Annotated in this window: 23 protein-coding genes; 9 read left to right on the top strand and 14 right to left on the bottom strand. The window is 63.2% G+C overall.

The features are described 5' to 3' along the window. Positions 1-40 precede the first annotated feature (40 nt). Positions 41-1,432: a diguanylate cyclase gene (locus ACFOGH_RS00835; protein WP_380071162.1), complete on the top strand. Its 1,392-nt coding sequence runs from the start codon at positions 41-43 to the stop codon at positions 1,430-1,432. Between the two features lie 6 nt (positions 1,433-1,438). Here ACFOGH_RS00835 and ACFOGH_RS00830 read toward each other — a convergent pair whose 3' ends face one another. The 4 genes from ACFOGH_RS00830 to ACFOGH_RS00815 form a co-directional block, all read right to left on the bottom strand. After that, complete coding sequence (locus tag ACFOGH_RS00830; protein ID WP_380071161.1) at positions 1,439-1,957, bottom strand: periplasmic heavy metal sensor; 519 nt, start codon at positions 1,955-1,957, stop codon at positions 1,439-1,441. Between the two features lie 3 nt (positions 1,958-1,960). Further along, complete coding sequence (locus tag ACFOGH_RS00825; protein ID WP_380071160.1) at positions 1,961-2,299, bottom strand: hypothetical protein; 339 nt, start codon at positions 2,297-2,299, stop codon at positions 1,961-1,963. After that, positions 2,299-2,895, bottom strand: a complete 597-nt coding sequence (locus ACFOGH_RS00820; RefSeq protein WP_380071159.1) for an RNA polymerase sigma factor — start codon at positions 2,893-2,895, stop codon at positions 2,299-2,301. Before ACFOGH_RS00820 ends, ACFOGH_RS00825 begins: the two co-directional genes overlap by 1 nt. A gap of 154 nt (positions 2,896-3,049) precedes the next feature. After that, positions 3,050-3,652 carry an EF-hand domain-containing protein gene (locus ACFOGH_RS00815; protein ID WP_380071158.1) on the bottom strand — a complete coding sequence of 201 codons (603 nt, stop codon included), beginning with the start codon at positions 3,650-3,652 and terminating at the stop codon, positions 3,050-3,052. 474 nt (positions 3,653-4,126) lie between these two features. Here ACFOGH_RS00815 and ACFOGH_RS00810 point away from each other — a divergent pair, with 474 nt between their 5' ends. Together ACFOGH_RS00810 and ACFOGH_RS00805 are read left to right on the top strand one after the other, a co-directional pair. Continuing rightward, positions 4,127-4,522, top strand: coding sequence for a DUF983 domain-containing protein (locus ACFOGH_RS00810; RefSeq protein WP_380073939.1), 396 nt, complete (start codon positions 4,127-4,129; stop codon positions 4,520-4,522). Then, entirely contained in the window at positions 4,519-5,130 is a 612-nt protein-coding gene (locus tag ACFOGH_RS00805; RefSeq protein WP_380071157.1) for an NUDIX hydrolase, read from the top strand. The genes ACFOGH_RS00810 and ACFOGH_RS00805 overlap by 4 nt, the downstream gene beginning before the upstream one ends. A gap of 235 nt (positions 5,131-5,365) precedes the next feature. On the opposite strand, the gene murD is transcribed toward ACFOGH_RS00805, so the two are convergent. Next, on the bottom strand, positions 5,366-6,766 hold the full coding sequence (gene murD, locus ACFOGH_RS00800; protein WP_380071156.1) for a UDP-N-acetylmuramoyl-L-alanine--D-glutamate ligase: 1,401 nt from the start codon (positions 6,764-6,766) through the stop codon (positions 5,366-5,368). A 217-nt stretch (positions 6,767-6,983) separates the two neighbouring features. On the opposite strand from murD, the gene ACFOGH_RS00795 reads away from it, so the two are divergent. Beyond that, the gene (locus tag ACFOGH_RS00795) at positions 6,984-7,682 is read left to right on the top strand and encodes a hypothetical protein (RefSeq protein ID WP_380071155.1); all 699 of its coding nucleotides are present in this window, start codon (positions 6,984-6,986) and stop codon (positions 7,680-7,682) included. Positions 7,683-7,801: 119 nt separating this feature from the next. Here the strand turns inward: ACFOGH_RS00795 and mraY are convergent, their stop codons facing one another. The 8 genes from mraY to ACFOGH_RS00755 form a co-directional block, all read right to left on the bottom strand. Continuing rightward, on the bottom strand, positions 7,802-8,884 hold the full coding sequence (mraY, locus tag ACFOGH_RS00790; protein WP_380071154.1) for a phospho-N-acetylmuramoyl-pentapeptide-transferase: 1,083 nt from the start codon (positions 8,882-8,884) through the stop codon (positions 7,802-7,804). Further along, positions 8,884-10,329, bottom strand: a complete 1,446-nt coding sequence (locus tag ACFOGH_RS00785) for a UDP-N-acetylmuramoyl-tripeptide--D-alanyl-D-alanine ligase (protein WP_380071153.1) — start codon at positions 10,327-10,329, stop codon at positions 8,884-8,886. Before ACFOGH_RS00785 ends, mraY begins: the two co-directional genes overlap by 1 nt. Continuing rightward, positions 10,326-11,807, bottom strand: a complete 1,482-nt coding sequence (locus ACFOGH_RS00780; protein ID WP_380071152.1) for a UDP-N-acetylmuramoyl-L-alanyl-D-glutamate--2,6-diaminopimelate ligase — start codon at positions 11,805-11,807, stop codon at positions 10,326-10,328. The genes ACFOGH_RS00785 and ACFOGH_RS00780 overlap by 4 nt, the downstream gene beginning before the upstream one ends. Positions 11,808-11,822: 15 nt before the next feature. Continuing rightward, positions 11,823-13,610 carry a peptidoglycan D,D-transpeptidase FtsI family protein gene (locus tag ACFOGH_RS00775; protein WP_380071151.1) on the bottom strand — a complete coding sequence of 596 codons (1,788 nt, stop codon included), beginning with the start codon at positions 13,608-13,610 and terminating at the stop codon, positions 11,823-11,825. After that, entirely contained in the window at positions 13,607-13,975 is a 369-nt protein-coding gene (ftsL, locus tag ACFOGH_RS00770; RefSeq protein WP_380071150.1) for a cell division protein FtsL, read from the bottom strand. Before ftsL ends, ACFOGH_RS00775 begins: the two co-directional genes overlap by 4 nt. A gap of 3 nt (positions 13,976-13,978) precedes the next feature. After that, on the bottom strand, positions 13,979-14,992 hold the full coding sequence (rsmH, locus tag ACFOGH_RS00765; RefSeq protein WP_380073938.1) for a 16S rRNA (cytosine(1402)-N(4))-methyltransferase RsmH: 1,014 nt from the start codon (positions 14,990-14,992) through the stop codon (positions 13,979-13,981). A gap of 1 nt (position 14,993) precedes the next feature. After that, the gene (locus ACFOGH_RS00760) at positions 14,994-15,494 is read right to left on the bottom strand and encodes a division/cell wall cluster transcriptional repressor MraZ (RefSeq protein ID WP_380071149.1); all 501 of its coding nucleotides are present in this window, start codon (positions 15,492-15,494) and stop codon (positions 14,994-14,996) included. Positions 15,495-16,334: 840 nt separating this feature from the next. Continuing rightward, on the bottom strand, positions 16,335-17,423 hold the full coding sequence (locus ACFOGH_RS00755; RefSeq protein ID WP_380071148.1) for an Mrp/NBP35 family ATP-binding protein: 1,089 nt from the start codon (positions 17,421-17,423) through the stop codon (positions 16,335-16,337). Between ACFOGH_RS00755 and ACFOGH_RS00750 the strand changes: the two genes are divergently transcribed. The 3 genes from ACFOGH_RS00750 (at position 17,422) to ACFOGH_RS00740 (ending at position 19,706) form a co-directional block, all read left to right on the top strand. Then, positions 17,422-17,787, top strand: a complete 366-nt coding sequence (locus tag ACFOGH_RS00750; protein ID WP_380071147.1) for a hypothetical protein — start codon at positions 17,422-17,424, stop codon at positions 17,785-17,787. The two genes, ACFOGH_RS00755 and ACFOGH_RS00750, sit on opposite strands and share 2 nt — an antisense overlap. Before the next feature lie 7 nt (positions 17,788-17,794). After that, positions 17,795-18,010: a DUF1127 domain-containing protein gene (locus tag ACFOGH_RS00745; protein WP_380071146.1), complete on the top strand. Its 216-nt coding sequence runs from the start codon at positions 17,795-17,797 to the stop codon at positions 18,008-18,010. 547 nt (positions 18,011-18,557) lie between these two features. Continuing rightward, the gene (locus ACFOGH_RS00740) at positions 18,558-19,706 is read left to right on the top strand and encodes a benzoate/H(+) symporter BenE family transporter (protein ID WP_380071145.1); all 1,149 of its coding nucleotides are present in this window, start codon (positions 18,558-18,560) and stop codon (positions 19,704-19,706) included. A 325-nt stretch (positions 19,707-20,031) separates the two neighbouring features. Here ACFOGH_RS00740 and ACFOGH_RS20095 read toward each other — a convergent pair whose 3' ends face one another. After that, positions 20,032-22,737, bottom strand: a complete 2,706-nt coding sequence (locus ACFOGH_RS20095; RefSeq protein ID WP_417323666.1) for an ATP-dependent helicase — start codon at positions 22,735-22,737, stop codon at positions 20,032-20,034. 329 nt (positions 22,738-23,066) lie between these two features. Here ACFOGH_RS20095 and ACFOGH_RS00725 point away from each other — a divergent pair, with 329 nt between their 5' ends. Then, positions 23,067-26,507: a pyruvate carboxylase gene (locus ACFOGH_RS00725; RefSeq protein WP_380071144.1), complete on the top strand. Its 3,441-nt coding sequence runs from the start codon at positions 23,067-23,069 to the stop codon at positions 26,505-26,507. Between the two features lie 178 nt (positions 26,508-26,685). Next, positions 26,686-26,934 (top strand): hypothetical protein, encoded by a 249-nt coding sequence (locus ACFOGH_RS00720; protein ID WP_380071143.1) that lies wholly within the window; start codon positions 26,686-26,688, stop codon positions 26,932-26,934. Positions 26,935-26,948: the final 14 nt, after the last annotated feature.

Below are 26,948 nucleotides of genomic sequence, written 5' to 3'. Positions count from 1 at the left end.
TGGAACGATAAGCTTAACCTTTAACGCGGGCGTTTCGACAATGGTCGGCAAGATTCTCATCGTGGACGATGTTGCGACGAACCGCATCGTCATGAAGGTCAGGCTGACGGCTGCTGGCTATACTCCGGTTCTGGCCGCAGACGGTGCAAGCTGTCTGAAACTGGCGCAAACCGAAGCGCCGGATCTGATCCTGCTGGAACTCGCATTACCCGACATGCCGGGGTTGCGGCTGTTGGAACGGCTGCGCGCCGAACCGGCCCTGCTGCATGTGCCCATTGTGATCTGCTCACCGCTGCCCGATGCCAAGGCACGCTGCGCCGCGTTTCGCGCCGGGGCCGATGATTTCCTGCAAAAACCGATTGATGACCAAACCCTGCTGGCCCGTATCCGCAGCTTCATGCGCGCGCGCGACGAGGTGGCGGGTTTCGCCCAGCATCACGACGGCATCGCCATGCTGGGTCTGGCCGAGGCCGCGGCCCCGTTCTACCAACCCGGCATGATCGCGCTGATCACCCAGCGCAGCGAAACCGCGCTGAAACTGCGGCGGGAAATGGCACCGCATCTGGCCGAACGCGTCATCGCGATCACAGCCGAAGAAGCAATGAGTGATGGCGCAGGCCCCGGTGCCACGCCGGATGTGTTTGTGATCGAATCCGATTTCAACGGCCCGGGCTCGGGCTTGCGGCTGATGTCCGACCTGCGCTCGCGCACACATACCCGCCATGCGGCGTTTTGTGTGCAATCCAGCGTTGGCGCGGCGATTGGGGCGGCGGTGGTTTTCGATCTTGGCGCGCATGATCTGGTGGCCCCCGGCATCCCCGCCGAAGAACTCGCATTGCGGCTGTCGCGCCTGCTGGCGCGCAAGCGTGCTGCCGATGCGCTGCGGGCCTCGGTGCAAGACAGCCTGCGCCTATCGGTGATTGACAGTCTGACCGGCCTGCACAACCGCCGCTATGGCATGGCGCAACTGGCCGCGATTGCGGACATTTCGCGCCGCTCGGGGCAGGAATATGCGGTGATGGTGGTCGATCTGGATCGCTTCAAATCGGTGAACGACCGCTGGGGCCATGCCGCAGGTGACGCTGTGTTGATCGAAGTGGCGGCGCGGCTGAACCGCAATCTGCGCGAGGGCGATCTTCTGGCCCGCATTGGCGGAGAGGAGTTTTTGATCGCCCTGCCGGAAACCACATTGGCAGATGCCCGCGGCATCGCCGAACGCCTTTGCCACGCAATCGAAGAAACGCCTGTGCGGATTGGCGATATGGGCAGCCTGCGCGTCACCGTCTCGATCGGGCTTGCGACTTCGGCCGATGCCAACCTGCCTTGCGTCAAGGATGCCTTGGCCGATCTGATAGGCCGCGCCGACCGCGCCCTGCTTTACGCCAAATCCGCAGGCCGCAATCAGGTCACGATCAGCCGCACAGCCGCCTGACGCGGCTTATGGCTTCGGCGGTGGTGCGGCCTCATACCCCTCCGGGCCGCCTTTCGGATCATGCTGCAAGCGCTTCTCCAGCCGATCCGCGAATGCCTGCCGCGCCTCGGGCGTCATGCCCACCAGCAGATCGCGCATCAGCTCTTGCCCCACCTCGAACCGCCCCGCCATCCGCGCCCGCTGCGCTTCCAACAGTGCCGTCAGTTGCGCGGGATCAAAAGGTGTGGCGCGCAGCACCGCCAGCAGGTTCTGCGCATCCTGCCGCGCCTCACGCCGCGCCAGCCGCATCTCGGGCATCTTCGCCATCAGGTTCGCCCGCAGCGCCCGCCGATCCTCGCGGCTTAACGCCTCCGAGAACGGGCCAAACCCGATCTCGCGCACCCCACGCGGCCCGCCATCCTCGTGATCTTTCAGCAGCGATCCGGCAAACATCCCCGCCACCGCCAGATTAAGTGCCACCGACACCGCCAGCGCGATCCGCAAGCCCCTGCCCGCCGCTTGCTTCGGCATCCCTGTCTCGCTCATCGCCTATTCCTCTGCCAAAAGCACATCAAGCTGCGGCATCAGATCCACCTGCACCACCGCGGCCTCTGCCCACATATCCGCCACCGCCCCAATGCCATCGGGCTGCACAAAACCGAAAAACAACCCCACCACCGCCGCCGTGGCAACGCCCGCCAGCGAGCCGATCCCGCCGAACACCCCCGCCAACTGCGCAAACCAACCGGCGCGCGCCACCGCAGGCCGCACCGTCACAAACCCCGCCTGCACCTGCGCCGCATCCGCCAGAACCCGTGCCAGCAGCGCATCGGAAGGCGGCATCGACACCGCTTTCGCGCCCGTCAACAGATCGTCCAGATCATCCATCACTCCGCCTCCTCATAGCCCAGTTCCGCCCGCTGCCCCGCCAAAACCGCCGCCAGCGCCCGCTTGCCCCGCGCCGTCAGACTTTCCACCGCTTCCACACCAATCTGCAAGATCTCGGCAATCTCGGGATTGCTGAAGCCCTCGATATGCCGCAACACCACCGCTTCGCGCTGCCGCTCGGGCAAAGCCGCCAAGGCCCGGTCCAGCGCCGCCATCCGGTCCGCGGCGATCATCCCCGCCACCACGCTGGCCGCGCCATCCGCAGGTTCGGCCACATCATCCAACGCCTCGGCCCGATGCCGCCTGCGCGCGCGCAAACGGTCGGTGCACAGATTGGCAACCACGCGGTAGATCCAGGTCGAGACCTTCGCCTCGCCCTGCCGCCACTCAGGTGCCACCCGCCACAGCCGCAGCATCGCCTCTTGCGCCACATCCTCGGCCTCGGCCCGCTCGCCCAGCATCCGCGCCGCATAGCCCATCACACGCGGCAACAGCCGCCCGGCCAACAGCCGCGCCGCATCCGGGTCGCCATGGGCATAAAGCACGACCAGCGCCTCATCCCCCAGATCTGCAAGCGTATCACGCGGCATCGTCATCCTGCTGCAAAGCCGACCCCTCAGGCTGCGGGCAACCCCATGGGCCAACAGCTTTCTGCTATATGGATGCGAAGCCCGCTCTCTGCAAACCCCGCATCCCAGACCAGACCCGTCGCGGTGCATCACCGCTGTCTGGCATACCGCATCAGATCACTCAGTTGGCCGGATCGGGGGCATCATCCGGCCCGCCCATCATGTCGTCTTCCATCGGAGGCCGCGGCTTGTGATGCTTGCCATGGCCCTTGCCATGCTTTTCGTGCATCGCCTTGTGTGCCGCATCGACTTCTTCCTGCGTCACCGCGCCATCCTTGTTGGCGTCGATGCGGTCGAACAGCATTTCCGGCCCCGGACGCGCCGCCATCTCGGCGGCTGACAACTGCCCGTCGCCATCCGTGTCCAGCTTCTTGATCATATCTGCAGAGCGGGTCTTGATCCGCTCGGTCACCGCTGCAATGCGCGGCGCAGACATTTCGTCAGCCGAAATCTTGCCATCGCCATTGGCATCCATCTCCTTGACCTTGGCGGCGCGGAACGCCTCCACCTCGGCCTTGGTCACTTTGCCGTCCTTGTCAGTGTCCAGCGTGGCAAAATCAAACCCGCCATGCGGCGGCTTCGGCGGCTTGGTGTCCTGCGCATAGGCGGCCACCCCCATCAGCGCGGCCACAACCACCAGTGCAGAGCCGCCCAGCTTGGGATTGCTTGCAAGCGCAGTGTACTGCGCGACTTTGGCGTTCAGTTCCGATTTGCTCTTAAACATTGCGTTCTCCTCAATCTCGCCTCAGCCTCTGCCGTGGCGTTCATGCCAGGATAAACGCCACAGCTTGCGGTTTCCGTCGCAGACCGCGTCAGATTTTTTCGCCGCCGTTAGGGCAGATCGACATTCCCCTTGGACAATCTGGCGAAGGCCACCGCCTTCGCCATGCGGTGCAAGTGCCGCTGAAACCGCCGGGCCTCAAAGGCCCGGCCAGCGCCCGACCCGCCGATGGCGGGCGGGGAAACGCGGTGCGTTTCCTGTTTCCGCCCGGATCGGACTACACACAAGCGCCTGAATGTTGATCGGCCCTAGGGCCGCTCCTGAGGACGCGATTGCGACATAGCACCGCCCCCCCATATGCCCCCTCAACTTTTGTCCCCATATCGGCTAAACGATATTCCTAGCATTCAGGATATTCCGATGACCGACGCCGCCCTGCACCTGCCCGCCGATGGCCACAGCCACGATCACGATCTGATGGCCGAGCGTCCGACTTGGCCCGCCCTGCGCCGGGGCTGGGCACGGCGCTGCCCGAATTGTGGCGCAGGTCCGCTGCTGAAAGGCTATCTCAAGGTGCGCGAAAGCTGCCCGGTCTGCGCACAGGATTTCACGCCGCAGCGCGCAGATGATGGCCCTGCCTATCTTACCATCCTGATCGTCGGGCATCTGATGGCCCCGATTCTGATGTATGTGTTCGTGAAATACCGCCCCGAGCCTGTGACGCTGATCACCATCTTCTCGATCGGCACCGTCGCGCTGTCGCTCTATCTGCTGCCCCGGCTGAAAGGCGCGATGGTGGCGCTGCAATGGGCCAAGCGGATGCACGGCTTTGGCCGCACCACCACCCCGGCCACTGCCCCGGAAAATCTGTGACCACCCCGCCCGAGCCGATCCGCCCCGCCGCCACCATCGTGCTGTGGCGGCCTGCTGCTTCGGGGTTTGAGGTGCTGATGGGCCAGCGCGGCCATGCCGCCGCCTTCATGCCATCGAAATACGTGTTTCCCGGTGGCGGCGTCGATGCCGCGGATGCCACCGATGCCCTGCCCGGCCTGACCGCCGAATGCGCGCACCGCCTGACGATGAACTGCCCCGCCGATGCCCCCAGCCCCGGCACCCTCGCCACAGCCGCCCTGCGCGAATTGACCGAGGAAACCGGCCTTGCCCTGCCCGATCCCGCCCCCGGCACCCTGCGCTTCATGTTCCGCGCCATCACGCCACCGGGCCGCTCGCGCCGCTTTGACGCGCGGTTTTTCCTCGCCTCTGCCGCCAATGCCGCGGGCGAGACCGAAACCTTCTCTGATACCCTGACCGAACTGTCGCATCTGCACTGGATCGGCCTCTCCGCCGCCCGCGCGCTCGATTTGCCCTTCATCACCGAGGTCGTCCTCGCCGAAGCCAGCGCCATCCTGAACGGCCACCCACAACCCGGCGTGCCGTTCTTCGACAACTCAGGCCCCATCCCCACCTTCCGCCGCCTATAAGCAAACCGCACGCAACTCTGCCGCGGGTTTGGTCATCCTCTCTGCGCAAATATCCAAAACGGAATGCCAAGGCATTCCGTGTAGCCGGAGGCTCCTGCCGCCACTGTCAGGCACCTAGCCGCAAGCGCAGCGCATAACCGAAAAACAGCCCAAAGGTTAAGATTTCCTTAAATCCGCACCCCTAAGCCCCTGAAATCCCTACAACAAAAAAGGTCCCGAGTTGGGACCACCCACCTCACCCCAGCAAAGCCCGCACCTTTGCCGCAAAATCATCGCCCCGCACCTCAAAATTCGGATACTGATCAAACGATGCCGCAGCCGGGGCCAGCAACACCACCTCGCCCGCCTCAGCCTCCGCCGCCGCCCGCTCCACAGCCCGCGCCATGGTCTCGCAAATCTCATGCGGGGTGTCGCCCAATTCCAGCGCGAAATCCCGCGCCGAATGCCCGATCAGATAGGCCTTCACCACCGATCCCAGATGCGGCGCAAGTGCTGCAATCCCGCCCTCCTTGCCCATCCCGCCCGCGATCCAGCGGATCTTCGGAAACGCCTGCAACGCCTTGGCGGCAGCATCGACATTGGTGGCCTTGCTGTCGTTGATGAACCGCACCCCCGCCTTTTCGCCCACCAACTGACTGCGATGCGGCAGCCCCGCGAAAGAATGAAACGCCGCCTCGATCAGCTTCGGCCCGATCCCCAAAGACCGACACGCCGCATAGGCCGCGCAGGCATTCTGATGATTATGCGCCCCCGGCAACCCCGCCACGCCGCGCAGATCCATCGACGCCACCTGCTTGCCCCGCCGCCATTCCGCCAGAAACCCCTTGCGGGCAAACACCGCCCAGCCGAACTGCTCCAGCTTCTGCCCGGATGAGATGCGGATCACCCGATCATCCTGCGGCCCCTCCGACATCTGATTGGCCAGAAACCGCCCTTCGACCTCATCCACCCCGATCACCGCCCGATCCGGCCCGCCTTCAGAAAACAGCCGCCGCTTGGCCGCGAAATAACCGCCCATGCCGGCGTGGCGGTCCAGATGGTCGGGCGAGAGGTTGGTGAACACCGCCACATCCGGCGTCAGACTGCGGGCCAGATCGGTCTGATAGCTCGACAACTCCAACACCACGACCTCGCCATCCTGCGCCGGATCAATATCCAGCACGCCCCGCCCGATATTGCCCGCCATCTGCGTGGCCCGCCCGGCAACCTCCAGAATATGATGGATCAGCGCCGTGGTGGTCGACTTGCCGTTCGATCCGGTGACACAGATCACCCGCGGTGTCAGATCGAAATCATCCCATTCCGGCCCGGCAAAGCTGCGGAAAAACAGCCCGATATCGTTATCCAGCGGCACCCCCGCCTCTAACGCCCGCGCGATCACCTTGTTCGGGTTGGGATAAAGATGCGGGATACCGGGCGAGGTGATCAGTGCCGCCACCCCATCAAACGCCCCGGCGCGGGTCAGATCAGTGCAGGTGAACCCCTCAGCCTCGGCCTTGGCGCGCGCCTCGGGGCTGTCGTCCCACAAGAGCGCCTCGGCACCGCCCGCCACCAAGGCCCGCGCGGTCGCAAGGCCCGAACGGCCCAAGCCCAGCACAGCCACTTTCTGGCCCTCGTAGCCTTTTACAGGAATCATCATGGTCTCCGATCTTGATCGCCCAGACCATGCCCCGAGCCAAGGGGGCGGGGCAAGGCAACATCCGCCTGTTGACCAAAGCTAGGGCGTTGGTCGCAGGTGAGTCTCCACCGCAACACTGCAACGGCTGCGCAATGCGACGGGCGGTCTGCGCTGGTGACAGGCAGACACCGAGCTTATGCTGGCGACAGCAGTCAAAAACAAGAAAGTGACCATTATGCAGGTTCTGAGCAGCCACACCCTCGCCGCCCTTTCGCTGATCCTGACGGCCTCTGTCGCGCAGGCCGAGGTGACGGGCGGGCAACTCAAGCTGTCGCAATCGGGCTTCACCGATGATTTCTCGGTGGCGAAGACCAATATCAGCGGCTCGGTTGAACTGGCGTTCGGGCCGCAATTCGGCATGCAGATGGATCTGGGCGTCAACGTGCTGAACTTCGCCGAGGAAACCGCGACGAATTTCGTCACCCATGCCACCTACAAGATGGGCGACAGCACCGCTTTGGGCGCGTTTTACGGGCTGGACGCGGTGAACGGCGGCAGCACCAGCATCTACGGGCTTGAAGCGGCGCAGAATTTTGGCACTGGCGGCGTGCAGGGCTATCTGGCCCATGCCGAAGACGGCAATGGCAGCGGCAATGTGCTGGGCATCAGCGGCGGGATGGTGATGGGCAATGGCGTGGGCTTGGGTGCCTCGCTGGACCACGGCTCGTTTGACGACGCTTCGCTGACACGCTTTGGCCTGCGCGGCTCGTTCGGCTTGGGCGAAAGCTCGAAGATGTTTGGCGAGTTGGGCTCGCTCAACACCGATACCGGTTCGGAAACCTATGCCAAAATCGGCGCGACCTTTAACTTCGGGGCCAATTCCGGCCTGATGTTCGGCGACCGCAGCCTGTTCAACCTGCTGCCGGGTTCCTGATCGCTATCGGTTTCACATTGGCGCTAAATACTCCCGCCGGAGGCTTCTGCTGCTGATGCAGGAAGCCTCCGGCGGGAGTATTTTTACCAAGATGAAGCCGTTTTCGACAAGGTTTTGGCCTAGCGCACCTTCAGCGTGGCAAGGCCGATCATCGCCAGGATCAGGCTGATGATCCAGAACCGGATCACGATCTGCGGCTCGGCCCAGCCTTTCTTCTCAAAGTGGTGGTGGATCGGGGCCATCAGGAAGACCCGTTTGCCGGTGCGTTTGAAATACAAAACCTGAATGATCACCGACAAGGCCTCGACCACGAACAAGCCGCCAACGATGGCCAGCACGATCTCATGCTTGGTGCAGACGGCAATCGCGCCCAAGGCACCACCCAGCGCAAGGCTGCCGGTATCGCCCATGAACACCGCGGCAGGGGGGGCGTTATACCACAGAAAGCCAAGGCCACCGCCAAACAGCGCGGCTGCAAACACCAGCAACTCACCCGTGCCCGGCACGAAATGCACGCCGAGATATTCGGCGAAGTTGAAGTTGCCGACGATATAGCTGATCACGCCCAACGTGCCGCCTGCGATCATCACTGGCATGATGGCAAGGCCGTCCAGCCCATCGGTCAGGTTCACCGCATTCGCCGCGCCCACGATCACGATCATGCCGAAGGGGATGAAGAACACCCCGAAATCCAGCAGCACATTCTTGAAGAACGGCACGGCGAGTTGATGGGTCAGGCTCGGCGGGTGAAAGCTGGATGCCGCATAGGCGGCCATGGCGGCGATGGCGAGGCCCGCCAGCATCCGCACCCGGCCCGACACGCCCTTGGTGTTCTGCTTGGTGACTTTGGCGTAGTCATCCGCAAAACCGATCAGCCCGAAGGCCAGCGTCACCAGCACCACGATCCAGACGTAAGGGTTATCCAGCCGCGCCCACATCAGGGTCGACACCATCAGCGCCGACAGGATCAGAAGGCCGCCCATCGTCGGGGTGCCTGCCTTGATGAAATGGCTTTGCGGCCCGTCATCGCGGATCGGCTGACCCTTGCCCTGCTTGCGACGCAACAGATCAATCAGCGGGCGGCCAAAGATGAAACCGAAGATCAGCGCGGTGGCAAAGGCACAGCCCGCGCGGAAGGTGATATAGCGAAACAGGTTGAAGACGTCGCCGCCATCCGAAAACTCGGTGAGCCAGTATAGCATTACGCTTCTCCTTGTGGCGCTTTGGCCGCTGCCTGCCCCAATTTGCGCAGGGCGTCAACGATGAGACTGACTTTTATCCCCTTCGAGCCCTTCACCAGCAGGATATCCCCCGCGTCAATCAGGCTGCGCGGGCGGGCGGCAAGCTCGCGGGCCTCGGCCACCCATTCGCCGCGTTGCGCGCGCGGCAGTTTGGCGTAAAGCGATTTCATCCGGGGGCCGACGCAATGGATCAGGTCGATCTTGTTCAGGTCAGGGTGATCGGCCACGGCCTCGTGCAGGGTGATTTCGGTGGGGCCAAGCTCCAGCATGTCGCCCAGCACCGCGATGCGGCGGCCCTTGCCCACACGCCCCACCCCGTCTTGCGGCGTGGCGGCGATCAGCACATCCAAGGCGGCGGCCAGCGAGGTCGGGTTGGCGTTGAAGGCATCGTCGATCAGATCAAAGCTGGTCTCTTCGACGATATCCAGCGTGATATGCTCGCGCGTGCCGCGCCCTGCCGGGGGTTGCCATTGGCCAAGGTCAGCGGCTGCAATCATCGGATCCAGCCCCAGCGCATCGGCCACCGCCAGCGCGCCCAGACCGTTGGCGGCGAAATGGCGGCCGGGGGTCAGCACCTTGAACAGCGTGGGCGTGCCGCGCCGGGTGGCTTGCACGATGGTGGCGGTGTCGCAGAGTTTGACTTGGGTCAGGTGGTAGTCGGCATCCGGGTTGGTGCCAAAGCTGACCGCTTTCGCGCCAGCGTTGAGGGCAGCCTCGCGCAGGATCGGCGTGATCGTCTGATCGCCAGGGAAAATCGCGGTCCCGCCCGGACGCAGGCCTTCAAAGATCGCGGCCTTCTCATGCGCGATACCGGCGAGGTCGCTGAACGCCTCAAGATGAGCCGCCGCGACGATGGTGATCAGCGCCACGTCCAGATCGGCCATCCGCGCCAAGGGGGCGATTTCGCCGGGGTGGTTCATGCCGATCTCGATCACCGCGAAGTCGGCATCGGCAGGCATCCGCGCCAGCGTCAGCGGCACGCCCCAGTGGTTGTTATAGCTGGCCTCGGCGGCGTGGACGCGGCCCTGCCCCGCCAATATCCGGCGCAGCATTTCCTTGGTCGAGGTTTTGCCGACCGATCCCGTCACCCCAACAACGCGCGCCGCGCTGCGCGCGCGGGCGAAACGGCCCAGTTTCTCAAGCCCTTGCAGCACATCCGGCACGATCAACAGCGGCGCATCAGCCGCCACACCCTCGGGGATATGGCTGACCAAGGCGGCAGCGGCACCTGCTTTCAGCGCTTGCGCCACGAAATCATGGCCGTCGCGCACGTCCCTAAGCGCCACGAACAGATCACCGGGTTGCAGCGTGCGGGTGTCGATCGACACACCCTTTGCCTGCCATTGCGCGGTGCTTTGCCCGCCCGTCGCGGTGACTGCATCGGCAGAGGTCCAAAGCGGGGTCATAGCAATCCATCCAATGCGGCCACGGCGATGCTGGCCTGCTCTACATCGTCAAACGGGTAAACATTGCCCATGATCACCTGCCCGCTTTCGTGCCCCTTGCCCGCCACCAGCAGCGCATCGCCGGGTTGCAAGGCATCGACGGCCAGCAAGATCGCTTCGGCGCGGTCGCCAACCTCGTTCGCCTCAGGGCAGGCCGCCATGATCGCGGCACGGATCAGCGCCGGGTCTTCCGAGCGCGGGTTGTCATCGGTCACATACAGCACATCGGCATTGTCGCGCGCCGCGGCCCCCATCAGCGGTCGCTTGGTGGTATCCCGGTCGCCACCTGCGCCGAACACCACGATCACCCGGCCCATCACATGCGGCCGCAACGCCCGCAGCGCGGTTTGCAGCGCGTCCGGAGTATGGGCGTAATCGACGAAAACCGAGGCGCCATTCTTGCGCGTGCCCGCCAGTTGCATCCGCCCGCGCACGCCGGTCAGTTGTGGCAGCACGGCAAACACATCGCGCGGAGCCGCCCCCGCCCCGATCACCAGCCCCGCCGCCAGCGCCACATTCTCGGCCTGAAAACCGCCGATCAGGTTCAGGCGCACCTGATAGGGCGTGTCTTTCCACGCATAGCGCACGTCCTGCCCGCCCGCGTCAAAGCGCTGGCCAAGGATGCGCAGATCGCAACCCTCGCCTGCCCCCACCGAGATCAGGCTTTGCCCGCGCGCCACCGCGATCAGCGCCATATCATGCCCGCGCGGGTCGTTCATGTTGATCACCGCGGTGCCATCTTCGGGCAACACACGATCAAACAGCGCGGCTTTGGCGGCGAAATAGGCGTCGAAGGTGTGGTGATAATCCAGATGATCCTGGGTGAAGTTGGTGAACCCCGCAGCCTTCAGCCGCACGCCATCCAACCGGCGCTGGTCAAGGCCGTGGCTGGAAGCCTCCATCGCCGCATGGGTCACACCATCAGCGGCCGCAAGGCTGAGCATGCGGTGCAGTGTGATCGGATCAGGCGTGGTATGGGCCGAGGGCGCGGTCCATGCGCCTTCAACCCCAGTGGTGCCGAGGTTGATCGCAGCATGGCCCAAGGCCATCCAGATTTGCCGCGCAAAGGTGGCCACAGAAGTTTTGCCATTGGTGCCGGTGACGGCCACCATCACCTCGGGCTGGCTGCCAAACCACAGGCTTGCCGCCCGCGCAATCGCCTCACGCGGGTCTTGCGCCACGACCAAAGCCACATCCGATCCGGCCAAAGCCGCAGCCGCCAGGGCGGCCCCCGCCGCATCGGTCAGGATCGCCACAGCGCCCTTTTCCAGCGCCGTCGCGATGAACGTCGCACCATGCACCGCCGCCCCAGGCATCGCGGCAAAGAGATATCCGGGCGCCACCGCACGGCTGTCCAGCGTGAGCCCCGAAAGCACCGGATTGCGGCCATCACGGGCAGTCAGCCCCAAATCTGCGAGTGTCTTTGCCCGATCGGCCACTTTGATCCCCCAAGTTCAATTCTTGACGGCTACTAGCCCATCCAGAGTGGCAGCTTCAACCTGCGGCCGCAGGCCCAACAACGGGGCGGCACGGCGGATGATTTCGGCAGCCACGGGCACAGCCGTCCAACCTGCGGTGCGGCGCGGCTTCGATCCGGTGTTTTCCGAAGGCTCGTCCAGCGTCACCACCAGCACATATTTCGGATCATTGGCCGGGAACACGCTCGCGAAGGTGTTCACCACCTTGTCCTTAATATAGCCGCCGCCCTTGCGCGTTTTCTCGGCGGTGCCGGTCTTGCCTGCCACGGCATAGCCGGGAACATCGCCAAGGCTCGCGGTGCCTTCGGTCACAACCCGGCGCATCATCGCCACCGATTGCAACGCCACCGCTTTCGACAGAATGCGCGGCCCCTGCATCGGCTCGGTCCGCTTCAACAGCGTCGGCGTCACCTTGATTCCGCCATTGGCAATGCTGGCGTAAGCCGTGGCAAGGTTCAGCGGGCTGCCCGAGATACCATGCCCATAAGCCGCGGTGATCGTCACAATCTCCGGCCAGCGCGCGGGGCGCAGCGGTTTGGCGCCCTTGGCCTCGACCAGTTCCACCGGCGAGGCATCAAACAACCCCAGCGCCTTCAAAAACGCCTGCTGCCGCTCTCCGCCGATCATCATCGCGATATGGGCGGTGCCGACGTTGGAAGATTTCGCAATGATATCAGACACCGACAGCATCGGCCCATAGTTATGGCCCTCAAACTCGTTGATCTTGAACTTGCCGTAATACATCGGCGCATTGGCATCGACGAGGGTTTCCGGCGTCAGCAAACCCAACTCGATCGCCTGTGCGGCGGCGAAAATCTTGAAGGTGGAGCCCAGCTCATACACGCCCTGCACCGCGCGGTTGAACAGCGGGCTGTCCGACGGATCGCCCGAGGTCGGGTTGGCCGGGCGGTCATTGGGGTCAAACGTCGGGCCAGCGGCCAGTGCAACGATCTCGCCGGTGTTCACATCCATCAGAATCGCGGCACCACCCTTGGCGTTCATCATGGTGATGCCAGAGGCCAGCACATCCTCGACCGCCGCCTGCACGGTGATATCCAGCGATGTCACCAGCGGCGTGCCCGCCTGCGCCGGATCGCGCAGCCGTGCATCCTCGAATTTCTCAAGCCCCGCCGTGCCGATCACCTCGGCGCTGTTCACGCCCTCGGCGCCAAACGAAGATCCGCCCAGCACATGCGCGGCGAGGGTGCCATTGGGGTAAAGCCGCATCTCACGCGGGCCAAACAGCAGGCCGGGGTCGCCGATTTCATGCACTTGCTGCATCTGTTCGGGCGACAACACCTTGCGCACCCACAGGAAACTGCGGCCATCGGTAAAGCGGCGCAGCAGGGTTTTCTCATCCAGATCGGGGAAAATCCGCGCCAACTCGCGCGCCACCCGCGCCGGATCAATCAGATCGCGGGTCTGCACATACAGCGCATGGGTCAGCATGTTGGTGGCCAGCACCCGGCCATTGCGGTCGACAATATCGGCCCGCCCCGCATCAATTTCGCTGCCCGCCGAAGCCGTGCGCGGCTCGACCGGCTCGGATGCGGCAATCGTGCCCATCCGCGCGCCGATCAGGATGAAAACGCCAAAAAAGAACAACGCCAGAAACACCAGCCGCAACTGCGCAGAACCACGCGACTTGTCGCGCATCACTTCATGGCGCAGCCGCAGGTTCTCGCGCTCGATACTGTCAGGGTTTTCGCCCTTCTGGCGGGCGTTCAGGATACGGGCCAGCGGGCGCAGCGGGGTGCGGGTCATGGCGTTTGCTCTCCTGCAACGGGCAGCGTGCCGGAAACCATCTCGCCGCCTTCAATCGGCAGGTTGGTCACCAGCGGCGCTGGCGGAAAGGCGATCTGGCTCGCCTCGCCAAATTGCTGCGGCACCATCGGCAACAGGCCAAGCCGGTCAAAATTCACTGTCGCGAGATCACGCAAGCGGTCCGGGCGGTTCAGATAAGCCCACTCGGCGCGTTCAATCGACAGGCTTTCGCGCAATGCCCCGATTTCGTTCTGCAAATCGGCAACCTCACGCAGGCTGCCTTGGGTCGCGTAATTCTCGCGGTAGGCCCAGAACCCCAAAGCCATCACGGCAAGAAATGACAGAACGTAAAGCACGGGGCGCATGGCTTAGCGGTGTCCTTTTTTCGGGTTGGATTTCGGCAGATCGGGGGCATCAAGCGCTGCGCCATCAATAGCCTTGGCGGGGGCTGCGGTGCGGCGCGCAACCCGCAACTTGGCCGAACGCGCGCGCGGGTTTTCGTCCAGTTCCTGATCATCCGGGCCAATCGCCTTGCGCGTGACCAAATCAAAACGGGCCGAGGTGTTTTCCTTGACCGGCGCATAGCGGTTGGCATTGGGTTCTTCACCGGAAGCCTGTTGGAAAAACCGCTTCACCACCCGATCTTCCAGCGAATGAAAGGTCACAACCGCCAGCAAGCCGCCGGGCTTCAGCGCGCGTTCAGCCGCCAGAAGCCCCTGCACCAGTTGCGAAAACTCCTCATTCACCGCGATGCGCAGCGCTTGGAAAGACCGCGTGGCCGGATGGCTTTGCCCCGGTTTCGGGCGCGGCAGGCATTTGGCCACAATCTCGGCCAACCGCAGCGTGGTGGTGATCGGCTCGGCGCGTTGCTCGACAATCGCATGCGCAATCCGGCGCGACGCGCGCTCTTCGCCGAAATGATACAGGATATCGGCCAGACGCTGCTCGGATGCGGTGTTGACAATATCGGCGGCGGATTCGCCCGATTGGCTCATCCGCATGTCGAGGGGGCCGTCTTTCTGAAACGAAAAGCCGCGGTCCACCTGATCAATCTGCATCGACGACACGCCCAGATCCAGCACCACGCCATCCAGCGCAGCCCCGGCGTGCTGATCCATGTCCGAAAAATTGCCCGCAACCAGCCGCAGCCGGTCGCCATATTGGCCAGCCCACGCCTGCGCCATCTCCAGCGCCAGCGGGTCACGATCCACCCCGATCACCGCATCGGCACCCGCGTGCAAAAGACCTTGGGAATAGCCTCCCGCCCCAAAGGTGCCATCCAGCCACAACCCGCGCACAGGCGCGCAGGCGGCCAAAAGCGGGCGCAGCAAAACCGGGATATGGGCAGAGCGGCCGATGTTCTGGTCGCGGATCGGGTCCATATTAGCCCGCCCGCGAAGCCCGGCCCACAAGGGCCAGCGGATCAACGCCATCGTCATCGTCGTCTTCGTTTTCGGCATCGTAGATTTCGCGACGATACAGCTTGAAGCGGTTGGTAAAGCCCGCGAACGCCGCTTCGCCCGCCGATTCCTCGGCCGAAAACCCCATCTTCGCGCGCACTTTCAGCGGCAGAACGATACGGCCATCGGGTTCAATCTCGACCATGACCGAGCGTGAGATCAAATCGCGCTCTGCCCGGTCACGCTCGGGCGAGCCCATTTCCATCGCTTCGATCTTGGCGGCCAGCGCATCAGCGCCCGCCTTGGAATAGCATTCAACGAAATTCCGGCTTTTGCCGCCGTAAACCATGTAGACGCGGGGGCGGGATTCAGTGGTGCTGGCGTCTTCTGCTTCCAGAATGCGGCGAAAGGCTGCCGGGATCGAAACCCGCGCCTTGCTGTCTACCTTCTGGTAGAACTCGCCTCTGAACGCCTCACTCACCATCGGCCTTGCGGCTCCTTTTGGGCTGTCCCTGCCCCAGTTTCTGTCCCCGAAATAGAAAAGGCGGACCGAGCTGCTGCCACTGCTCGATCCGCCGTCTGTCCCATCGCTGGGCGTCCTGCTGCGCTTGCCACCTGGGGGAGATGTCTGCTCGCTCGCGCGCCGGATCTGTCAAAGTCGGTAAGGCGGGGTGCCTGTATGAGCCTGTCTTTTTCGCCTTGTTCGGGGTCTTCAGCCGCCCCTGCTTTTTTGTCCCGCCGTCCCGTCTTTGTGAGACAAGGGATGCCATGGGATTTCATGGGAAGCAATGGAAATTTTTGGGCAGATCGTGGGAATATGTTGTTTCACAGCCAGGTGCAGAACAGCATCTAGTATGGGGCATCGCTAAATTTAGGCGGTAACGCCGATTTCACGCGGGCGTGAACACTAGATATAGATATCGAAAAATCTTCGCTCGGGTTCCCATGATTTCCCAGAAATTTTCAGAACTCGGGCGGCAGAGGCCCAACTTTGCGCTGAAACTGGCCGAATCGCCGCGTATCACAGGATCAGAAATGCAAAAAACCGAGGTTTCGCCCGGTTTTCCCATGATTTCCCACCTGAAGTGATTCGTCGGGGCGGGTCGTTCTTGCCCGATTTGTCCCGCGACAAATCGGGCCGCGCCTGCCTGCCCCCGGCAGGCGCGTTTCGCGCCCGCCAGTCAGGCGCGCCCCGATTTCCCAAATGTTGGCTTGTGGCACCACGCCCCTTGCTCAAGCGGCCTCCGGCCTTATGAGCAACAAACCGGAAAACTCTGCCCCGCAGAGTTTTCTTTCGGTTTGGCCGCATATTCTGAAACGGCGCTTACGCCATCCCGCCCATGATCAGCCGCTCTGCCAGCCGCGCATAGGCCTGCGCATGTGGGCCATCGCCCGCCGCAATCGGCGTGCCGGCATCGCCCGCCAGCCGCACATCTATAGACAGTGGCAATTCGCCCAGGAACGGCAGGTCCAACCGCCGCGCCTCAGCCGCCACACCGCCATGACCGAACAGATGCTCCTCATGGCCGCAGTTCGGACAGATATAGGTGGACATGTTCTCGATCAGCCCCAGCACCGGCGTTTTCAGCTTGGCGAACATATCCAGCGCCTTGCGCGCATCCAACAGCGCCACATCCTGCGGGGTGGAAACCACAATCGCCCCGGTCAGATGCGTGCGCTGGCACAGCGTCAGTTGAATATCCCCCGTCCCCGGCGGCAGGTCGATGATCAGCACATCCAGCTCACCCCAGGCCACCTGCCCCAGCAACTGCTGCAACGCGCCCATCAGCATCGGGCCGCGCCAGATCACCGCCTCATCTTCCTTCAGCATCAGCCCAATCGACATCATGGTGACGCCGTGGGCATGCAACGGCTCGATGATCTTGCCATCGGGCGAGGCGGGGCGCTTGCTCACCCCCATCATCCGCGGCTGACTGGGGCCATATATATCAGCATCCAACAGGCCAACCCGCCGCCCCGCCTTCGCCAAGGCCACCGCGAGGTTGGAACTGACCGTCGATTTGCCCACCCCGCCCTTGCCAGAGCCCACCGCAATGATCCGGTCCACCCCGGCAATCCGCGCGGGCCCGCCCTGATGCGGAGTTGGATGCTGGCCAATCTTCACCGGCCCCAGACTGGGCGGCGCTGCGGTTGCGGCCTTGGGGGCTGGCCCGTGCGCCGTCATCACCGCCTGCACATCCGTCACCCCCGGCAGCGCCTTCAGCGCCATCTCTGCCGCCACCTGCGCCGGGGCCAACTCGCGCGCCTCGGCCGGAGTCGGCGCCTCAATCACAAAGCGCACCACGCCGCCCTCGACCATCACCGCGCGCACCAGATCGCGCGAGACCAAAGTGCCGCCCGGCACCTGCACCCGCGCCAGCACGGCCAAAACATCATCCCGCGATACAGCCATGATTGCCCCCTCAGAGTTTTTCGCCCGGCCAGATTCGCCCGCCCCCGCACGCCATATCGAAACCGCGTTCCACACGACAGCACCCCCTTACGGTTTTTTCCCCGCTCAGGATTTGGCCTTGCACACTGCAAAATTGTGCGCTTTATCGAAAAGGGCAAGCCCTGTTGACCAAATGCTCAAATTTTCAGCGAAGCGCCTGTTAAACATGAATTTTTTGCGACACTTAGCCATGCGCTTGCTGCATGGCAGCATTGAACACACGGGCATTGTGCAGGTGCAGCATTTGCCCCATGTTACCCCTAACAGCGGAACAGATGGGTTACGGCATCCGGCCAAGACCGACCGCTCGCAGAACAAGAAATGAGGCTACCATGGCATATGTAAATTCCACCCGCGCTGTTTCGGCAACCGCATCCGACCGTTTCTCGGGCATCTTCGCCTCGATCTCGGCCATGCTGGCACGCCGCCGGGTCTACGACCGCACTGTGCGCGAACTGCGTCAGCTGACCGACCGCGAATTGTCCGATCTGGGCATCGCACGCTCGCTGATCGGTGAAATCGCCCGTGAGGCCGCTTACGGCAAGTAATCCTTGAACCGGCCGCTACCTCCTCCCGGCGGCTTGGTTTCACGGCGCGGCGGCGCGCATCTCCTCCCTTGCGCCGTCGCCTTTTTATAACCTTCGATGAGCCTTCTCCTCCCTTTGGCTCTCGGACACGCGGCGATCTTGCTCCTCCCTAAGATCGTCGCACCCTCTTCGCGCGGCCAAACCTCCTCCCTTGGCCTAGCGATCCGGCGGTGATCCCCTCCTCCTCCCTGGGATTGCTGCCACCCTATTCGCGCGGCCAACCTCCTCCCTGGCCGAGTGATCAGGCGGTGATCCCCTCCTCCTCCCTGGGATCGCCGCCACCCTATTCGAGCGGCCAACCTCCTCCCTGGCCGAACGATCAGGCGGTGATCCAACCTCCTCCCTGGATCACCGCCGCTTATTCGCGCGGCCAACCTCCTCCCTGGCCAGTGTGATCAGGCAGCGGCCCTTACCTCCTCCCAAGGGTCGCTGCCGCTTCCTCCCCACCTGCCCTTGCATCTGCCGCCGTGGCCCGCGATAGTTCCGCCGGGTCAAAACAGGCAAGATCATGCGGATTTCCATGCTTTCAGCGGCACTTGTGGCGGCTTTGGTCGGTTATGGCTCGACCATCGCGCTGGTGCTTTCGGCCGCCGCCGCACTGGGGGCGACGCCCGCGCAAACCGCAAGCTGGGTGTTTGCGATCTGCATCGCCAAAGCCGCAGGGTCTGCATGGCTCAGCTTTGCCCATCGCATCCCCGTGGTGCTGGCCTGGTCCACCCCCGGAGCAGCCCTGATCGCCGCCACCCAAGGTGTTTCGATGGCCGAGGCCGTCGCCGCCTTCGTTCTGGCCGGAGTGCTGATCGCCCTGACCGGAGCCTTGCGCCCCTTGGGCCGCCTTGTCGCCCAGATCCCCGATGGCGTGGCCGCCGGGATGCTGGCGGGCGTGCTGCTGCCGTTCTGCCTGAAAGGTGCCGCCTCGGCCCAAGCCCTGCCCGCTCTGGTGCTGCCGATGATTGCGGTTTTCCTGCTGGTGCGGCTGAAAAACCCCGCCATTGCGGTGCTGGCCGCCCTTGCCACCGGGCTGGCGCTTGCGTTTTTCTCCGGCTCTGCGCATCTGCCACCTCTGGCCCTGCCGCTGCCAACGCTGGAGTTCATTCCGCCTGCGGTGCGTCTCGATGTGCTGCTTGGCCTTGGCCTGCCGCTTTATCTGGTGACGATGGCGTCGCAAAACCTGCCCGGCTTTGCCACCCTGCGCGCCGCCGGATACGAGCCGCCCGTCGGCCCCGCGCTGATCACCACTGGCGGATTGTCCGCGCTTGCCGGGCTGTTCGGCGCGCATCCCGTCAGCATGGCGGCAATCACCGCAGCCATCTGTCTGGGCGAGGATACCCACCCCGACCGCAGCCAACGCTGGAAAGTAGGCCTTGTGTATGCCGGGTTCTGGGTGCTGCTGGGTCTGCTTGGCCCGGTGATCCTGCCGATTCTCGCAGCCCTGCCCCCGGCACTGATGACCGCGCTGGTCGCTCTGGCGCTGCTCGGCCCGCTGATGGGCGCGCTGACCGGCGCATTCACCCCGCCCGACACCCGGTTTGCCGCCACCATGACGCTCGCCGTCACCGCCTCCGGCGTCGCCGCCTTCGGCATTGGCGCCGCATTCTGGGGGCTGCTGGCTGGCCTTGCCGTCCACGCACTCGAGCGGTTGAAGCAATCGCGCTGACATAGAGCGTGACTGCTGTCGGGATTGCTCCTGTATGCTGGGGCTTGATTGCAGGCGTTGTCATCCATGGCAAAGGCCATCGCCTTTGCCATGCGGTGCAGGTGCCACTGGAACCGCCGGGCCCCAAAGGCCCGGCCAGCGCCCGCCCCGCCCCCGGCGGGCGCTTCTCGCCCGCCAGGTCAGGCGCTGGCCTCAACGGGTTTATCGCTGACCTGATTTCCGAGGCTAACGGCCCACGCGGGCGGGGAAACGCAATGCGTTTCCTGTTTCCGCCCATAGCAGACGAGGCATGTAAATCAGCGCAAACGGGCGTGAAACGACCGCGCTAAAACGGCACGTCATCCACCTGATGCGCTGGCACGACCCAGCGCGCCACGATCATCTTCGATCCGGCGTGATCGAACTCGATATGCAGCTTGTCGCCCTCAATATCCATGATCTCGCCATAGCCGAACTTGGTGTGAAACACCCGCTCGCCCACCACGTAAGACGACACCGCCTGCGCGTCGATCGTCATGTTCCGCGCCTCACGCGGCTGGCTTAACGGCCGCTGGCCCGCGCGATCCTGCATCCGCCGCCACCCCGGCGAGTTATACACATCCGCCTTCACCGCCCGATCTTCCAAAGCTGCGCCATAAGACGGTGCCGCAGCCCCATAGCCACCGCCATGCAGGCCCGGCGGCGTCAGCACTTCGACATGCTTCGGCGGCAGTTCGTCAATGAACCGGCTGGGCAACTGGCTTTGCCACTGGCCATAGACACGGCGGTTGGACGCAAACGAGATCGTGCACAATTCCTCGGCCCGCGTGATCCCCACATAAGCCAGACGGCGCTCCTCCTCGAGACCCTTCTTGCCAGACTCGTCCATCGACCGCTGGCTGGGGAACAGCCCTTCCTCCCACCCCGGCAGGAAAACCACCGGGAATTCCAAGCCCTTGGCGGCATGCAGCGTCATGATCGACACCTTTTCCGCCGCTTCCTCGGTGTCATTCTCCATGATCAGGCTGACGTGTTCCAAGAAACCCTGCAGGCTGTCAAACTGCTCCAGCGCCTTGACCAATTCCTTCAGGTTTTCCAGCCGCCCCGGCGCTTCCGGCGTCTTGTCGTTCTGCCACATCGAGATATAGCCGGATTCCTCCAGAATAACCTCGGCCAGCCGCACATGGGAAAGGTCCGTCGCAGGCGGCGTATCGGGCAACATCGGCTCGATCAGCGCATCTTCCGGCGGGGTCGCCCGCGCGCCCATCAAAGCATTGTGCCAGCGATCCACCCCTTCGACAAATCCGCGCAACTGCCCCGCGCCCTTGCCGCCAATCCCGCCCCGCGCCAGCAAGCTACGCGCGCCGTCCAGCAGCGGCAGCCGCTGCCCGCGCGCCTCGCGCTGAATATCCTGCTGCGCCTTGTCGCCCAAACCGCGCTTCGGCAGGTTCACCACCCGCTCAAACGCCAGATCATCCTCAGGCGACACCGCCAGCCGGAAATAAGCCATCGCATCGCGGATTTCCTGCCGTTCATAGAACCGCGGTCCGCCGATCACCCGATACGGCAGCCCGATGGTCAGGAACCGATCCTCGAACGCCCGCATCTGATGGCTGGCGCGCACAAGGATAGCAATTTCATCAAGCCCAACGCTCGAAGGTAAAGGCATGTTTTCTCTGCCTGCTTCAGTGAAGCTCTGGGCGCGCATTAGAGTTACTTCGTGAATATCGCCGTCTGGGTTCTTTGAAACACCGCCGCCTTTAGACCTACGATCAGCTTCTTGCTGATCCGTCGTCGACCTAGGATTGCTGCGCCGCTTTGAAAATTGCGAGCGGCCAGCCTTATGCGCTTCGATTTCTTCACCCACCCAGCGCGCTTCTTCCTCACCGTCCCAATGGCCAATAAGATAGACCTTCTCGCCCCTCTCAGCCTTGGTCCACAAAGTCTTACCCAAGCGGCCTTCATTCTTGGCTATAACCCCCGATGCAGCCGCCAAAATGTGAGGCGTCGAGCGATAATTCTGCTCCAGCCGCACCACCTTGGCACCGGGGAAATCCTTCTCGAACCGCAGGATGTTGCCCACCTCAGCGCCGCGCCAGCCGTAGATCGACTGATCGTCATCCCCCACACAGCAGATATTGCGATGACCCTGCGCCAACAGCCGCAGCCAGAGATATTGCGCGACGTTGGTATCCTGATATTCGTCCACCAGAATATAGCGGAACCAGCGCTGATACTGCGCCAGCACATCCTCGTGCTTCTGGAAGATCGTCACGCAATGCAGCAAAAGGTCACCAAAATCAACGGCGTTCAAGGTCAATAAGCGCCGCTGATACTGCTCGTACAATTCCGTGCCGCGGTTGTTATAGGCCGAAGCCTCCGAGCTCGGCACTCGGTCAGGCGTCAGTGCGCGGTTCTTCCAACTGTCGATCATGCTGGCAAGCATCCGCGCAGGCCATCGCTTTTCGTCAATATTCGCCGCAGCGATCAATTGCTTGAGCAAGCGCAACTGGTCGTCCGTATCCAGAATAGTGAAGTTAGACTTCAGATGCACCTCGCCTAAACCGTCGGGGACGACTTCAAGCACACCAGCATCAGCCAACACTTCGTTTTGATGAGTTCTGAGATCGCTCCTCACCTTGGAAGAGGGTCCACTTACAATCAGCTCCGCATGCCGCCGCAGGATCTTCACCGACAGCGAGTGAAAGGTGCCCATCCAGGCCATGCCCTCGGCCACATCGCCCAACAACCGCCCCACCCGCAGCTTCATCTCGCGCGCGGCCTTGTTGGTGAATGTCACCGACAAAATCTCACGCGGGGTGGCCTTGCCCATATTCAGCAGATGCACGATGCGCGAGGTCAGCGCCTTGGTCTTGCCCGTCCCCGCCCCCGCCAACATCAACACTGGGCCATCCAAAGCCTCAACCGCCTCGCGCTGCGCGGGGTTCAGATCGTCCAGATAGGGGGCCGGGCGCGGCGCACCCCGACCTAAGGCACGCTGCGACAGCGGCACCGCCGCCTCAAAGGCTTCTTCTTCATCCGACCAGTTCATAGACCCAATCTAATCAGCTTCGCGCCCAAGATAAAGCAGTGTTCCCGCATTGTTCACAGGAAACTTTCACGGGCGATTTCGTTGCGATTGCGCTGCCGATTTCACCATTCTGCCCAAAGCTGCGGCCAATGCTTGCACATCCGCCCTAAATCTTCGCAAATCGCCCATTTTTCAGGCAACGAATCGTCCTATCTGCAACGGCCAGTTGTTAGCGCCGGACATATCGCAAATCTGTCACATCATGGCGCTTCCGGCCCTTGCGCTGCACCGCAGCACGGATAGTGTGCAGACTCGATCACGCCCACTCCCCGTTTGACCGGAGCCGCCCTATGACCGAATTCAAGAAAATCCTTGTCGCCAATCGCGGTGAAATCGCCATCCGCGTGATGCGGGCAGCCAATGAGATGGGCAAGAAAACCGTCGCGGTTTATGCCGAGGAAGATAAGCTCTCCTTGCACCGTTTCAAGGCGGATGAGGCTTATCTGATCGGCGAAGGTCTGTCGCCCGTCGGCGCATATCTCTCGATCCCGGAAATCATCCGGGTGGCCCGGGCCTGCGGCGCGGATGCGATCCACCCCGGCTATGGCCTCTTGTCAGAAAACCCCGATTTCGTCGACGCCTGCGATCAGGCGGGCATCACCTTTATCGGCCCGAAAGCCGACACGATGCGCGCCTTGGGCGATAAGGCCAGCGCGCGCCGCGTGGCGATGGCCGCTGGCGTGCCGGTGATCCCCGCCACCGAAGTCTTGGGCGATGATTTCGACGCCATCAAGAAAGAGGCCGCCGAAGTTGGCTACCCCCTGATGCTGAAAGCAAGCTGGGGCGGCGGCGGTCGTGGGATGCGCCCGATCAACGGCCCGGATGAGTTGATCGACAAGGTCCGCGAAGGCCGTCGTGAGGCCGAGGCCGCTTTTGGCAACGGCGAAGGCTACCTTGAGAAAATGATCATCCGCGCCCGCCACGTCGAGGTGCAGATCCTGGGCGACAAGCACGGCGCGATCTATCACCTGTATGAGCGTGACTGCACCGTGCAGCGCCGCAACCAGAAGGTTGTCGAGCGCGCCCCGGCCCCCTACCTGACCGACGCCCAGCGCGCCGAGGTCTGCGAATTGGGCCGCAAGATCTGCGCCCATGTTGGCTATGAATGTGCCGGCACCGTCGAATTCCTGATGGATATGGACAGCCAGAAATTCTACTTCATCGAGGTCAATCCCCGCGTCCAAGTCGAACACACCGTGACCGAGCAAGTCACCGGCATCGACATCGTCCAAGCCCAAATCCTGATTGCCGAGGGCAAGACCCTGGCCGAAGCCACCGGCAAGCCCGCACAGGAAGACATCCACCTGACCGGCCACGCCCTGCAATGCCGGGTGACGACGGAAGACCCGCAGAACAACTTCATCCCCGACTATGGCCGTCTGACCGCCTATCGCAGCGCCACCGGCAACGGCATCCGTCTCGATGGCGGCACGGCTTACGCGGGCGGCGTGATCACGCGGTATTATGACAGTCTGCTGGTGAAAGTCACCGCTACCGCGCAAACCCCGAAAGCCGCCATCGCCCGGATGGACCGCGCCCTACGCGAGTTCCGTATTCGCGGTGTGTCCACCAACATCGAATTCGTCATCAACCTGCTGAAGCACCCGACCTTCCTGGATGACACCTACACCACCAAATTCATCGACACGACGCCAGAGCTGTTCCAGTTCAAGAAACGCCGCGACCGTGCCACCAAGATCCTGACCTACATCGCCGACATCACCGTCAACGGGCATCCCGAAACCGCAGGCCGCCCGAAACCGCATGCCGAGGCGCGCACGCCCCGCGCGCCGAAAACCCACGGCGAACCTGCGATGGGCACCCGCAACCTGCTGGAACAAAAAGGCCCGCAAGCCGTGGCCGATTGGATGGGCAAGCAGAAGAAACTGCTGCTGACCGACACCACCATGCGCGACGGCCACCAATCGCTGCTCGCCACCCGGATGCGTTCCATTGACATGATCAAGGTCGCCCCCGCCTATGCCGCCAACCTGCCGCAACTGTTCAGCGTCGAATGCTGGGGCGGCGCCACATTCGACGTGGCCTACCGCTTCTTGCAGGAATGTCCGTGGCAGCGCCTGCGCGATCTGCGCGCGCTGATGCCCAATGTGATGACGCAAATGCTGCTGCGCGCCTCCAACGGCGTCGGCTATACCAACTACCCTGACAATGTGGTGCAGGCCTTTGTCAAACAAGCCGCCGCCACAGGCGTCGATGTGTTCCGCGTGTTCGACTCCCTCAACTGGGTGGAAAACATGCGCGTCGCGATGGATGCGGTGATCGAGGCGAACAAGGTCTGCGAAGGCACCGTTTGCTACACCGGCGACATGCTCGACCCCGACCGCGCCAAATACAACCTGAAATACTACGTCGATACCGCCAAACAGTTGAAAGCCGCAGGCGCGCATGTGCTGGGGCTGAAGGATATGGCGGGCCTCTTGAAACCCGCCGCCGCCAAGCAGTTGATCAAAACGCTGAAGCAAGAGGTCGGCCTGCCGATCCACTTCCACACCCATGACACCTCGGGGGCCGCCGCCGCCACCATTCTGGCCGCATCGGACGCGGGCGTTGATGCCGTGGATGCGGCGATGGATGCGTTTTCGGGCGGCACCTCGCAGCCCTGCCTTGGTTCCATCGTCGAGGCCCTGCGCCACACCGACCGCGACACCGGCCTTGATATGGCCGCGATCCGCGAAATCTCGAACTATTGGGAGGCCGTGCGCGGCCAATACGCTGCCTTCGAATCCGGCATCCCCGCCCCGGCCTCGGAAGTCTATCTGCACGAAATGCCCGGCGGCCAGTTCACCAACCTCAAGGCCCAAGCCCGCAGCCTAGGCCTTGAAGAACGCTGGCACGAGGTCGCGCAGACCTATGCCGATGTGAACCAGATGTTCGGCGATATCGTCAAAGTCACCCCATCGTCGAAAGTCGTGGGCGACATGGCGCTGATGATGGTCGCCCAAGGCCTGACCCGCGCGCAAGTCGAAGACCCCAAGGTCGACGTGGCCTTCCCGGAATCGGTGGTCGATATGCTGAAAGGCAACCTCGGCCAACCGCATGGCGGCTGGCCCGAAGCGATCAGCAAAAAGGTGCTGAAGGGCGAAACCCCCTCCACCGCCCGCCCTGGCGAAAGCCTGCCCCCGGTTGATCTGGAAGCCACCCGCGCGAAACTGTCCGAAGAACTCGGCGGCTTCAAGATTGATGACGAGGATCTGAACGGCTACCTGATGTATCCCAAGGTGTTCCTGGATTACATGGGCCGCCACAAGGCTTACGGCCCGGTGCGCACCCTGCCGACGCGGACGTTCTTCTACGGCATGGTGCCGGGTGAGGAAATCACCGCCGAAATCGACGCCGGCAAAACCCTTGAAATCCGCCTGCAAGCGGTGGCCGACACCACCGACGACGGCGATGTGAAGGTGTTTTTCGAGCTGAACGGTCAACCCCGCGTCATCCGCGTGCCCAACCGTGCCGTCAAAGCCAAAACCGCCGCCAAACCAAAGGCCATCGAGGGCAATCCCAGCCATATCGGCGCGCCGATGCCCGGCTCGATTGCCTCTGTCGCGGTCACGCCGGGGCAAAAGGTCAACGCAGGCGATCTGCTGCTGACCATCGAGGCGATGAAGATGGAAACCGGCATCCACGCCGACCGCGCCGCGACGGTCAAGGCGCTGCATGTGCATGCCGGTGCCCAAATCGACGCCAAGGATTTGCTGGTCGAATTGGAATAATCCAATCCCATCACCCTTCTCACGGCAAAAGCCCCCCACCGACAAGCGGTGCGGGGGCTTTTTCGCAATTCATCCCGCCATACAAAACAACCACCGCGCCGTGTGCGGCAAAGATTTCGGCTTTACAGATGCTTGCGCGATCTCCTAGCCTGCGCAGATCATCAGATCGGGGTTGATCATGTCGGAAACCTATGTCGCAAGCTGGCGGATCATTCTGGCGTTCCTGCTGGATTTTATCACCGGTTTCGTGGTGATCGGCTGGCTGATCGCTTGGGCCACGGGTAGCCTGACGGAAGGCGGCTTCAGCCTGAACGGCGGGCCTGCCCTGCTGTTTTTCGCGCTGTTGATCGGCTATTTCGTGGTGTTTAACCGCTACCTTGGCGGCACGATCTGGAAGCGTATCTTGGGCGCCGTGCGCCGCCGCTAAGGCTTGATCAAACG

The organism is Cypionkella sinensis (genome assembly GCF_042646385.1).
In the GTDB taxonomy this organism is placed as follows: Bacteria; Pseudomonadota; Alphaproteobacteria; order Rhodobacterales; family Rhodobacteraceae; genus Cypionkella; species Cypionkella sinensis.
The sequence above is the reverse complement of the archived record's forward strand: the minus strand, read 5'-3'. Positions and strand labels throughout refer to the sequence as shown.